At 70.7% G+C, this 11,544-nt stretch carries 10 protein-coding genes and 1 pseudogene; 6 read left to right on the plus strand and 5 right to left on the minus strand.

Annotated elements, in window-relative coordinates; genetic code table 11:
* The first annotated feature begins 462 nt into the window (after nt 1-462).
* The gene (locus tag KBX53_RS01055) at nt 463-2,220 is read left to right on the plus strand and encodes a trypsin-like serine protease (protein WP_210857509.1); all 1,758 of its coding nucleotides are present in this window, start codon (nt 463-465) and stop codon (nt 2,218-2,220) included.
* A gap of 75 nt (nt 2,221-2,295) precedes the next feature.
* Here KBX53_RS01055 and KBX53_RS01060 read toward each other — a convergent pair whose 3' ends face one another.
* From KBX53_RS01060 to KBX53_RS01070, 3 genes are all read right to left on the minus strand, one after another.
* A complete protein-coding gene (locus KBX53_RS01060; RefSeq protein ID WP_030329260.1) occupies nt 2,296-3,330 on the minus strand; it encodes a 2-oxoacid:ferredoxin oxidoreductase subunit beta in 1,035 nt (344 codons plus the stop codon).
* Nucleotides 3,323-5,170 (minus strand): 2-oxoacid:acceptor oxidoreductase subunit alpha, encoded by a 1,848-nt coding sequence (locus KBX53_RS01065; RefSeq protein ID WP_210857510.1) that lies wholly within the window; start codon nt 5,168-5,170, stop codon nt 3,323-3,325. Before KBX53_RS01065 ends, KBX53_RS01060 begins: the two co-directional genes overlap by 8 nt.
* Nucleotides 5,171-5,449: 279 nt before the next feature.
* A complete protein-coding gene (locus KBX53_RS01070) occupies nt 5,450-6,934 on the minus strand; it encodes a hypothetical protein (RefSeq protein ID WP_210857511.1) in 1,485 nt (494 codons plus the stop codon).
* Nucleotides 6,935-7,065: 131 nt separating this feature from the next.
* On the opposite strand from KBX53_RS01070, the gene ndhC reads away from it, so the two are divergent.
* Nucleotides 7,066-7,443: an NADH-quinone oxidoreductase subunit A gene (ndhC, locus tag KBX53_RS01075; RefSeq protein WP_030329256.1), complete on the plus strand. Its 378-nt coding sequence runs from the start codon at nt 7,066-7,068 to the stop codon at nt 7,441-7,443.
* 67 nt (nt 7,444-7,510) lie between these two features.
* Here ndhC and folP read toward each other — a convergent pair whose 3' ends face one another.
* Nucleotides 7,511-8,380 carry a dihydropteroate synthase gene (gene folP / locus KBX53_RS01080; protein ID WP_030329255.1) on the minus strand — a complete coding sequence of 290 codons (870 nt, stop codon included), beginning with the start codon at nt 8,378-8,380 and terminating at the stop codon, nt 7,511-7,513.
* Nucleotides 8,381-8,536: 156 nt separating this feature from the next.
* Here folP and KBX53_RS01085 point away from each other — a divergent pair, with 156 nt between their 5' ends.
* Together KBX53_RS01085 and KBX53_RS01090 are read left to right on the plus strand one after the other, a co-directional pair.
* Nucleotides 8,537-9,172 carry a DivIVA domain-containing protein gene (locus tag KBX53_RS01085; RefSeq protein WP_210857512.1) on the plus strand — a complete coding sequence of 212 codons (636 nt, stop codon included), beginning with the start codon at nt 8,537-8,539 and terminating at the stop codon, nt 9,170-9,172.
* Nucleotides 9,169-9,666, plus strand: coding sequence for an SRPBCC family protein (locus KBX53_RS01090; RefSeq protein ID WP_030329252.1), 498 nt, complete (start codon nt 9,169-9,171; stop codon nt 9,664-9,666). The genes KBX53_RS01085 and KBX53_RS01090 overlap by 4 nt, the downstream gene beginning before the upstream one ends.
* On the opposite strand, the gene KBX53_RS01095 is transcribed toward KBX53_RS01090, so the two are convergent.
* Nucleotides 9,611-10,507, minus strand: a complete 897-nt coding sequence (locus KBX53_RS01095) for a sterol desaturase family protein (protein WP_036410865.1) — start codon at nt 10,505-10,507, stop codon at nt 9,611-9,613. The two genes, KBX53_RS01090 and KBX53_RS01095, sit on opposite strands and share 56 nt — an antisense overlap.
* A gap of 136 nt (nt 10,508-10,643) precedes the next feature.
* Between KBX53_RS01095 and KBX53_RS01100 the strand changes: the two genes are divergently transcribed.
* Nucleotides 10,644-11,225 (plus strand): DNA-3-methyladenine glycosylase I, encoded by a 582-nt coding sequence (locus KBX53_RS01100; RefSeq protein ID WP_210857513.1) that lies wholly within the window; start codon nt 10,644-10,646, stop codon nt 11,223-11,225.
* Between the two features lie 13 nt (nt 11,226-11,238).
* Nucleotides 11,239-11,544 (plus strand): annotated as a pseudogene (locus tag KBX53_RS01105) (hypothetical protein); the annotation flags it as partial.

The following is an 11,544-nucleotide window of genomic DNA, read 5'->3' on the forward strand; positions in this document are numbered from 1 at the left end:
GGTTGCCTCGTCGCAGCGGAGGGTGGCGGTCCACACCGGACGGCCACCCTCCGGCCCGGGACATCCAGTTCTGTGCACCGGGTGGCTGAGGGCCGCAACCCGTCCGGATGAGTCGTGGCTGCCCTGACCCCATCGGTTTCGTCGCGGTCCGGTTTCGGATCATGGAGAAAACCCCTTACCGGGCAGCTTCCTGACCGAACCCTTGCTACGGTGTCCCGGCTTAGAGCTGTCAATGGGTGTCGCTGCCGGGACGTGTCGGCGCAGCGTCGTTGGCGCAGGCACGACGGGGAAAATCTTCAGTTCGGGCGGATTCGCCCATGTGTGTTTCGTCGTTCACCCGTCGCGTCCCCCGCAGGTCATCCCGGGCAGCTCCGAGTGCCTCGTTAATCGAACGACGGGAAGCAATCAGTGGCTGAAGTGGCAACATCCGCAGGAGCCCGACGGCGGTGGTACGCCGGTGTCGTGGCGGGCCTCGCCCTCACGGGCGTGGCGGCCGTGGCACCCACGACCAGTGCTCAGGCCGCCCCCACCGGCGGCGGCGTCTACGACGCGGCGAGCAGCTCGCGACCGGACCGGTTGAGCAAGCTGCCGAACCTGCACAAGGGGAAGCTCACGCTTCCCAAGCCGGGCGCCCAGGGCCGGGCCTTCCAGTCCGGCACGGGTGCCTCTCCCAAGGTCTTCCAGGGGACCCTGGCCAGTGCCTCCGAGTTTCCGTACATCGTGGGTATCGTCACCACCCTCCAGGACGGCCCGGACTTCTACTGGTACTGGTGCACCGGCACGATCATCGCCCGTAACAAGGTGCTGACCGCCGCGCACTGCACCGCCGACGGTCCCGGCACCACTCGGGTCATCGCCGGCAACGACCGGCTGGTCGACAGCAATGGCCAGATCGTCGGTGGCAGCGGGTACGTCGCCGAGGTCAGTTCAACCTGGACCCACCCGGGCTGGAACATCGCCCAGCAGTACAACGACCCCAACGCGCCGATCGTCGACGACGTCTCGGTCCTCACGCTGAAGCAGAACCTGCCCAGCGCGTATACCGCGGTGTCGCTGAGCGCCCAGGGCGACCAGAAGCCGTACGCGGCCGGCACCTCGGCCCAGATCGCGGGCTACGGCATCACCACGTCGGGTGAGCAGCAGCCGGACAGTCGGCTGCGCAAGGCGACCGTTGCGATGCGGTCCGATGCGGACTGCAACGCCGAGGGGCTCTACTTTGCCAACCGGATGATCTGCGCCGGCTCGGGCACCAAGGCCGCCCCCAGCAGCGACACCTGCGCTGGCGACTCGGGCGGTCCGCTGCTCGTCAACGGGGTCCAGGTCGGCATCACCGACTGGGGCTTCGAGCCGTGTGGTTCCTCGCCCGGCTACTACGAGCGGTTGAGCTACTACAACAACTCGATCAAGGCGGACCTGACCCGTCCGGCGCTGGTCAACGCGGACTGGTCCGGCGACGGTCACACCGACCTGCTCGCCCGCGACTCCGCCGGCAACCTGGGGTTGTACTACGGCAGTGGCTTCTCCAACAACGGGTACGGCGGCTTCTACATGGCTCGCCAGATCGGCACGGGCTGGAACATCTACAGCCGCGTCTTCCGGGTCTACAACTGGAACGGCGACAAGAAGCCCTCCATCATGGCGATGAAGCCCAACGGTGAGCTGTTCCTCTACAACACCGATGGCAAGGGCAACTTCGTCGGAGGCGCCAAGAAGGTCGGCACCGGTTGGCAGGGCTTCACCGCGCTCATGGTGACGAACAACTGGCTGGGCAACAACCGGCCGAGCCTGCTGGTGCGCAAGTCCAACGGTGACCTGATCCGCTACACCAGCAATGGTGCGGGCGGTTGGGAGAACCCGCTCGGCACCAAGATCGGCAACGGTTGGAACGGCTTCAACCTGTTCCTCACCCCCGGGGCCTGGAAGGGCGACGGGCGTGAGGTGCTGATCGGTCGCACCTCGACCGGTGACCTGAAGATGTACCAGTCCGACAGCAAGGGCGGCTGGACCAACCCGCTCGGCACCAAGATCGGCAGCGGTTGGCAGGGCTTCAAGAACATCATGGTTCCGGGCGACTGGAGCGGCGACAACATGATGGACATGCTGGGCGTCAACAGCAAGGGCGACATGCGGCTCTACACGACCAACGGCTACGGCCAGTGGATCGACTCGAGCGGCAAGGTCGTCGGCACCGGCTGGGGCGCCTTCAACCTGGTCTTCTGATCCGGTTGTTCCAGCGGTAACGAAACGGAAGGGCCCGCAACCAACCGGTTGCGGGCCCTTCCCGTTGTCGCACGATCAGACGATCGTCCAGGTGTCACCGCTGCCCAGCAGACCGGCGAGCTGCTGCTCGGGGGTCTCGGTGACAGTCGCCTTGGCAGCCGCCAGCTGACCCTGCACCACGCTGTCGTAGGACGGCCGGTCCACCGAGCGGAACACCCCGATCGGGGTGTTGCGCAGGTCCAGACCGGGCAGCCGGGACAGCGCGAAGGCGTACGCCGGGTCGGTCACCGTCGCGTCGTGCACGACGATCTCCTCCGGGCGCACCGAGCTGGTGTCCCGAACCTCGAGGCCGAAACCGCCCGGCGGGTGCACCACGCAGAACCGCCCGTCGGCACCGAAGGTGATCGGCTGCCCGTGCTCCAGGCGGATCAGGTAGTCGTCCCGGGTGGACGGGTCCTTCAGCTGGTCGAACGCCCCATCGTTGAAGATGTTGCAGTTCTGGTAGATCTCCACGAAGGCCGAGCCCTCGTGTTCCGCGGCGGCCCGCAGCACCGACTGCAGGTGCTTGCGGTCGGAGTCGATGGTCCGGCCGACGAAGCTGGCCTCCGCGCCGAGGGCGAGCGAGAGCGGGTTGAACGGGGCGTCCGCCGAGCCGGCCGGCGTGGACTTGGTGATCTTGCCGACCTCGGACGTCGGAGAATACTGACCCTTGGTCAGACCGTAGATCCGGTTGTTGAACAGCAGGATCTTGAGGTTGACGTTGCGCCGCAGCGCGTGGATCAGGTGGTTGCCGCCGATGGAGAGCGCGTCGCCGTCGCCGGTGACCACCCAGACCGACAGGTCCGGCCGGGACACCGACAGGCCGGTCGCGATCGCCGGGGCCCGACCGTGGATCGAGTGCATCCCGTACGTGTTCATGTAGTACGGGAAGCGCGACGAGCAGCCGATCCCGGAGACGAAGACGGTGCGTTCCCGGGGGATGTTCAGCTCCGGCATGAACTGCTGGATGGCCGCCAGGATCGCGTAGTCACCGCAGCCGGGACACCAGCGCACCTCCTGGTCGGACTTGAAGTCCTTCGCGGTGAGCTTGACGGCGACGGGCTCAGACATTCTTCAGCACCTCTTCCAGCGTCGTCTCCAGCTCGGCGGCCGTGAACGGAAGGCCGCGGACCTGGTTGTAGCTGATCGCGTCGACCAGGTAGCGGGCCCGGATGACGTGGGCGAGCTGGCCCAGGTTCATCTCCGGGATGACCACCTTGTCGTACGAGCGCAGCACCTCGCCGAGGTTGGCCGGCATCGGTGCCAGGTGCCGCAGGTGCGCCTGGGCGATGGAGAGACCGCGCTGGCGCACGCCGCGGCACGCCGCGCCGATCGGCCCGTACGTCGAGCCCCAGCCGAGGACCAGCACCCGGGCGTCGCCGTCCGGGTCCTCCACCTCGATGTCCGGCACCGGGATCGTCTCGATCCGGGCGGCCCGGGTGCGCACCATGAAGTCGTGGTTGGCCGGGTCGTAGGAGATGTCCCCGGTCTTGTCGGCCTTCTCCAGGCCGCCGATCCGGTGCTCCAGGCCCGCCGTGCCGGGGATCGCCCACGGCCGGGCCAGGGTCTCCGGGTCACGCAGGTAGGGCAGGAAGGTGGTGCCGTCCTCGCCGTTGGGCTTGGTGGCGAACTCGACCCGCAGGTCGGGCAGCGACTCCACGTCGGGCAGCAGCCAGGGCTCGGAGCCGTTGGCGACGTAGTTGTCGGACAGCAGGATCACCGGGGTGCGGTAGGTGAGCGCGATCCGGGCCGCTTCCAGCGCCGCGAAGAAGCAGTCCGACGGTGAGCGGGGCGCGATCACCGCGATCGGCGCCTCACCGTGCCGACCGTAGAGCGCCATGTTGAGGTCGGCCTGCTCGGTCTTGGTCGGCATGCCTGTCGACGGGCCGGCGCGCTGCACGTCGACGATCACCAGCGGCAGCTCCAGCGCCACCGCGAGCGAGATCGTCTCGCTCTTGAGCGCCACACCGGGGCCGCTGGTGGTGGTCACGCCGAGCGACCCGCCGTAGGAGGCGCCCAGTGCGGCGCCGACCGCGGCGATCTCGTCCTCGGCCTGCATGGTGAGGACACCGAAGCGCTTGTGCTTGCTCAGCTCGTGCAGGATGTCCGACGCGGGCGTGATCGGGTACGCGCCCAGGAAGACCGGCAGCCCGGAGCGGACCCCGGCGGCGACCAGCCCCAGCGAGAGGGCCGCGTTGCCGGTGATGTTGCGGTACGTGCCCGGCTGCATCTTCGCCGGCTTGACCTCGTAGCGGACCGCGAAGTCCTCGGTGGTATCGCCGAAGTTCCAGCCGGCCTTGAAGGCGGCGACGTTCGCGGCGACCAGCTCCGGACGGGCCGCGAACTTGCGCTCCAGGAAGCGCAGCGTCGACTCGAAGGGCCGGGAGTACATCCACGAGAGCAGGCCGAGCGCGAACATGTTCTTCGACCGCTCGGCGTCCTTCTTGGACACCTGGTGGGCGGCGAGCGCGCCGACAGTCATCGAGGTCAGCGCCACCGGGTGCACGACGTAGCCGGCCAGCGAGTCGTCGTCCAGCGGGCTGGTCTGGTAGCCGACCTTGGCGAGGTTGCGCTTGGTGAACTCGTCGGTGTTGACGATGATGTCCGCGCCGCGCGGCAGGTCGGCCAGGTTGGCCTTGAGCGCCGCCGGGTTCATCGCCACCAGCACGTTGGGCGCGTCACCCGGCGTGAGGATGTCGTAGTCGGCGAAGTGCACCTGGAAGCTCGACACACCCGGCAGGGTCCCGGCGGGAGCCCGGATCTCGGCGGGGAAGTTTGGCAGCGTGGAGATGTCGTTGCCGAGCTGCGCCGTCTCCGAGGTGAACCGGTCGCCGGTCAGCTGCATGCCGTCGCCGGAGTCCCCGGCGAACCGGATGACGACCCGGTCGAGTTGACGGATCTGCTTGGTCACTGTGCCACCTTCGTTCGCGACTGCGGGGCTTGCCCGGCCACGGAACCTCCTTGACGCAACGCTTCACCGCACCGCCCCAGGCTGGTCCGGCCGCTGTCGTTCCTCACCTGAGAGCCTACGTCTAAGGGAGCCCTAACTATCGCCGGAGGTCCGCCGACTGGGACCAGACGGTGGTGAAAAATGCCCGCCTTTGCGGTATTACGCCCCGCCCGCCGTAATTCAGATCACCCCCGGACGCGTCGATGACCCCGGCCGGGCGGGGCCGGGGTCGTCCGTCGATCAGTCGGCGGGGTTGGTGGCGGGCTCGGGCGGCGGGCCGCCGAACCGGCGGCGCAGCGAGGTCATGGCCAGCGTGAGGGCCAGCACCACCAACAGCGTGGAGACCACGATCAGGATGACAGCGGTGCGCTGCACCGAGGTCAACCCGCCGTCTCCGCTCGCGGCGCCGGCCGGCAGGACGCCCTGCGAGCCGGTCGGTGCGGGAGGGGAGACCACCGGCGTGGCCAGGGCGGCCGCCGCGGTGATCCGGAAGCTCATCTGCACCCGACGGGTCGGGCCGCTGCGGGGATCGAGTTGACCGATCACGGCACCGGACAGCGGAGCCTCCCGCTGGGCCTGCGGTGTCGCCTCCACCGGCAGCCGCACCTCGGCGGTCGTGCCGGCCAGCACCATCCCGGCGTCACAGCGGGTACGCGACGGGTCGACCGCCACACAACCGGACGGCGGGGTCGGCACCGTCACCCCGGCCGGCAGGACGACCTCGACCCGGCCGGCGGCGTCCACCGTGCCGGTGTTGCCCAGCCGGAGCGTGAGGGTGCCGGGGCTGCCGCTGATGTCGAAGGCCACCTCGTCGGCGGCGAGCGCGATCCCGGGCACCGGCGGACCGGGTGGGAAGAGCACCGCGAAGCCCTGGTCGTCGGTCGCCTCGCCGGCGACTCCCGGTGCGTCCGCGATGACCCGGACGGAGCCGCTGAGCGGCATCTGCTTCCACGCCGTGCCGGCGACGCGCAGGCGCAGCACCGTGCTGAACCGGACGCCCGCCTCCGCCGTCCAGGCCCCGCAGCGGTACGCGCCACCACCGGCGGCGACGCAGCCCTTGGTGCCGGCGTCGCTCAGCCCGACGGGCAGCGTGTACGACAGCCGGATCCGTTGCGTGGTGGTACCCGTGTTCCGCACGGTGACCTGCAGGGTGGCCGCCGTGCGCGCCGCGTTCCAGTACGCCTCGCCGAGGGTGACGTCACCGGTGGTGACCTGCACGCCCAGCGGGCTCCGCGGTGGTGCCGCCGAACCCGGCGCGGACGGGTGGACCGGCGGAGCCGGGGGTGTCGCGGGAGCCGGCGGCGTTGGCGGGGCCACAGGTGTCGGTGGCACCGGGGGAGCCGGGCTGGGCGGTCGGGTGGTGCCGCCCGGCGCGGGTGCGACGGTGGTCGGCACCGGCGGGACCTCCGGTGCGGTGGTCACCGGTGCTGGTGGCGTCGTCTCCGGTGGTGGCGCGGTGGTCTCCGGGGCCGGCTCGGTCGGCCCCGGTTCACCGCCCGGATCCTCGGTCGGGGTGGGCTCCTGCGCCGGCGTGGTCGGGGGCCCGTCTCCCGGCTCGTTGACCGGGCCGGCCGAGCTGAGGACCGGTTCCGTGTCCGGTGTGGCCGCACTGGCGCCGGCAGGTCCCAGGGCGAGCGCCGCGAACAGGCCGAGCGCGAGCGCCAGCACTGGCGTGCGGCGCCGCCCCTCCGCCCGCTTGCCGGGCGGTGCCTTCACGCGGGCCATCTGTCCTCCGGTGCCGTGGGTGGGGTGTCCAATATTCGGTAACAGTTGCCACAGTGCACTAGTCCCATCCGGAAACAAATCCGTAACGTGTTGGGGACAGCGCGTCCGGGGCGGGCGGTAGGCTGCCGACTGTGACCGGATACCTGGGCTCGTACGCGACGCTCGGGCTGCTGTTGCTCGCCAGCGTCCTCTTCTTCGTTACGGCGTTCTCCGCCAACCGGGTGTTACGCCCGACGCGTCCGGCCGACCCGCCGGGCAAGCGGGCCAGCTACGAGTGCGGGCTCGATCCGGTCGGCGCCGACTGGGCGCAGATGCAGATCCGCTACTACGTGTACGCCTACCTGTACGTGCTGTTCGCGGTCGAGGCGGTGTTCCTCTTCCCCTGGGCCGTGGTCTTCGACCGGCCGGGCTTCGGTCTGGTGACGGTGGTCGAGATGGCGGTGTTCGTGGCGGTGCTCGCGCTCGGCATCCTCTACGCGTGGCGTAGGAACATCCTGCGCTGGACCTGAGCGCACCGGCCTCCGGCGATCGTGTCGGCCCGTCCGCCCGAACGAGGTCGGTTACGGCAACAACCGGTCAGGCGAGCCCTCGGCGGGTCGCGGTGGGCGGCCGGTCGCCCCGGATCGAGGCCACCATGTCCAGCACCCGGCGGGTCGGGCCGACCTGATGGGCCCGGAAGACCCGGGCGCCCAGCCAGGCCGAGACCGCCGTCGCGGCGAGCGTCCCCTCCAACCGTTCGGCCACCGGCAGCCCCAACGTCTCGCCGATGAAGTCCTTGTTGGAGAGCGCCACCAGCACCGGCCAGTCGGTCCCGGTCAGCTCGTCCAGCCGACGGGTGATCTCCAACGAGTGCCGGGTGTTCTTGCCGAAGTCGTGCGCCGGGTCGATGAGAATGCCGTCGGGGCGTACCCCTGCCGCCACCGCGCGCTCGGCGAGCCCGGTCACCGTCGCGACCACGTCGGCGACCACGTCGGTGAAGGCGGCCCGGTGCGGCCTGGTCCGCGGCGTCAGGCCGCCGGCGTGCGAACAGACCAGGCCGGCGCCGGTCCGCGCGGCCACCCGCACCAGGGCCGGGTCGGCGCCCGACCAGGTGTCGTTGAGCAGGTCGGCGCCGGCCGCCACGGCCTCCGTCGCCACCTCGGCACGCCAGGTGTCGATGGAGATGACCACCTGCGGAAACGCGGCCCGGACGGCGGCGATGGTGTCCACCGTGCGCCGGATCTCCTCGGCGACGCCCACCTCCGCGCCGGGGCCGGCCTTGACCCCGCCGATGTCGATGATGGCCGCACCCTCGTCCACCGCCCGCTCCACGGCGCGGAGCGCGCTGTCGGCGGCGTAGGTGGCCCCTCGATCGAAGAACGAGTCCGGCGTGCGGTTGATGATCGCCATCACCACCAGCTCGCCGGGGGCGAACGTGTGCCCACCGAGCCGAAGCGCCCCGGCCATGCCCGCCTCCTGGAAGTTCGCGCCGTCGCCGCCGCGTCGGCCGGTCCCGACGCTAGTCGGTCGCCCGTGCGCGTTTCCGGGCGGGCGGCGGCGTCTATCGTGATCTAGGCGGGTGGCGGGGTCGCTCCGGGCCGGCTGCCATGCCACGATCTGTACATGGGTCAGCTTCTGCTCCTCCTGGTCGTGGCGTTGACCGTCGCGGCGGTGATTTTCGGCGTGACGGTGCTGGTCAGCGGCCGTGATCCCGGCCTGGTGCCGGCCGAGCCGGATTCGCAGGCCGTGGCGCTGCCCGGCACCCGCCCGTTACGCGAATCCGACGTGGGGGCGGTCCGTTTCGACACCGGGCTGCGCGGGTACCGGATGGACCAGGTCGATCAGGCGATGCGCCGTGCCGCCTACGACATCGGTTACAAATCCGAGCTGATCGGCGTACTGGAGTCGGAGGTCATCGCGTTGCGTGAGGGACGCACCGACGACGCGGACGCGCTGCGCCAGGCCCGCGAACAGTCCACCAGCAAGGTGGCGACCGCCGACGCGGCAGAGCCGACCGAGGCAGCCGAGCCCGGTGAGACCGCCGAGCCGGGTAAGGACGCGCCGCTGACCGCCGAGGCCGGCTCGGCCCCGGTCGGCTCGACGGCCCCCGGCCCGGTGTCCGCCGCCACCTCGTCCGCGGCGGACTCCGACGGGGTGGCGCCCGCCGTCGACGAGTCGGCCGATCGTGGGCAGACCGACCCCGCGTCCGCCGACGGCACCGAGCAGCGCGACGCGGTGGTTCGGTCGGAGTCGGCGTGACCGACCCGGCGGGCGCTGACGATCTTCGGGAGGCGGCCCAGCCGGGTGCCGGCGAGGTGACCGCCACGGTGATCGTGGACGCCCCGGCGGAGCGGGTCTTCGCCGCGTTGCTCGCCTGGGAACGGCAGTCGGACTGGATCCCGTTCACCCGGGTCCGGGTGGTCGAGGGCGACGGGCGTGAGGGCAGCCGGATCGAGGCGGTGACCGCGCTCGGCCGGGCGACGTTGCGCGACGAGATGCGGGTGGTCCGGGTCGACGAGCCGTACGAGATCGGCGTGGTGCACCACGGCCAGCTGCTGCGTGGCCCGGGGGTGCTGCGCTGCACCCAGCTGGGCCGGGACCGCACCCAGGTCGTCTGGCACGAGTGGTTCCACCTGCCGGGCGGGCGGGCCGGTCGACTGGCCTGGCCGGTGCTCTGGCCCGGCTCCAAGCTCGGCCTCACCCAGGCACTGAAGAGGTTTGCCCGTCTGGTCGAGCAGGGCCGGCTGCCCTGACTGTGCGGCCCGGTGCCGGTTGCCAGCCCGGTGCCCGGAAGAGATACCCGGCGCGCTGCCGCCAGCTCGCCGCGGCGCGCAGGTCGCGGGCGATCGAGGCGTACTCGTGGAAGGCCACCCGGACCGGGTTGTAGCTGCCGACGTTCTTGGTCAGGCCGTACACGCAGCGCTCCCGTTCCGGGGCGAACGACCCGAAGAGCCGGTCCCAGACGATGAGGATGCCGCCGAAGTTGCGGTCCAGGTAGCTGCCCTGTGACGCGTGGTGCACCCGGTGGTGCGACGGGGTGTTGAACACCGCCTCGTACCAGCGCGGCATCTTGTCGATCCGTTCGGTGTGGATCCAGAACTGGTAGAGCAGGTTGACCGAGCCGCAGAACGCGACAACGGCCGGGTGGACGCCGACCACGATCAGCGGCAGGTAGAACACCCAGCTGGTGAGGCCGGTCCACGGCTGGCGCAGTGCGGTGGAGAGGTTGAACCGCTGCGACGAGTGGTGCACCACGTGGGAGGCCCAGAGGATGCGGATCACGTGGTGGCTGCGGTGCGACCAGTAGTAGCAGAAGTCCTGCGCGAGCAGAACCAGCGGCCAGGTCCACCAGAGTTCGGCGACCCGCAGCGGGGTGAGTGCGTAGAGCAGCGCGTACGCGGCGGCGATCGGCACCTTCCAGAGCAGGTCGGCGACGAGGCTGCCCAGCCCCATGGTCAGGCTGGTGGCGGTGTCGGCGCCGCCGTAGCCGACCTCGTCGTCGTCGCGGTGCAGCAGGTAGGAGACCCGTTCCAGCACGATGAGCAGCACGAAGGCCGGGATCGACCAGGCGATGATGTCCGGGAATTCCTTCACCGTGGCCTCCGCTCGCCGTCACCGGTCGGGGGCGCACCGTCGGGTGACCTCGACCTACCGGTCGGTAACAAGCACGATAGGCAGCCGGACGGCCGGTGGCAATGGGGTGTCGGACCGATGCCCTAGCGTGTACGAGGTGACTGACCTGGTGATCGGCGCTGATGGGCTGGCCCGCTGCGCCTGGGGGTCGAGCACCCCCGACTACGCCGTCTACCACGACACCGAGTGGGGGCGACCGCTGCACGGCGACGACGCGCTCTACGAGCGGATGACGCTGGAGGCGTTCCAGTCCGGGTTGTCCTGGCTGACCATCCTGCGCAAGCGTCGGGGTTTCCGGCTGGCCTTCGAGGAGTTCCACCTCCCGAGCGTCGCGGGCTCCGGCGACGCCGACGTGACCCGGCTGCTCGCCGACGCCGGCATCGTCCGCAACCGAGCCAAGATCGAGGCGGCGATCGCCAACGCCCGCGCCGCCCTGGAGCTGCCCGAGGGCTTGTCCGCGCTGCTCTGGTCCTTCGCGCCGGAGCCCCGCCCGGCCCGCCCGGCCTCGTTCGCCGAGCTCGCACCGATCACCCCGGAGTCGACGGCGATGGCCAAGGCGCTCAAGAAGCGCGGCTTCCGGTTCGTCGGCCCCACCACCGCGTACGCACTGATGCAGGCCACCGGAATGGTCGACGATCACATCGTCGGCTGTCACGTCACCGTCGCACCGACGGCGTGATGAGATGGCAGACATGACGACCGAGACCGCGTACCGGGCCGGTGCGGCCGGCAACGCCGACGGGGTGGGCACCTGGGCCGTGCTGCTGCCCGCCGAGCGGTACGACGCCGAGCGGCTCGTGCACCACGACACGCTGGAGTTGACCGGGCTGACCGACGCCGTCCGGCCGGGGCTGGGAGACCAGGTGGCGGTGCTTGTCGACGCGCCGCCCCGGCTGGTGGCCCTCGGTCGGGTCACCGCGCCGGGTCAACGCCACCGCGAGGACCCGGACGACCCGCAGTCGCCGAGCGAGCCGGGGACGCTCGTCGTCGCGTACACC

The organism is Micromonospora sp. M51, assembly GCF_018070305.1.
In the GTDB taxonomy this organism is placed as follows: domain Bacteria; phylum Actinomycetota; class Actinomycetes; order Mycobacteriales; family Micromonosporaceae; genus Micromonospora; species Micromonospora parva.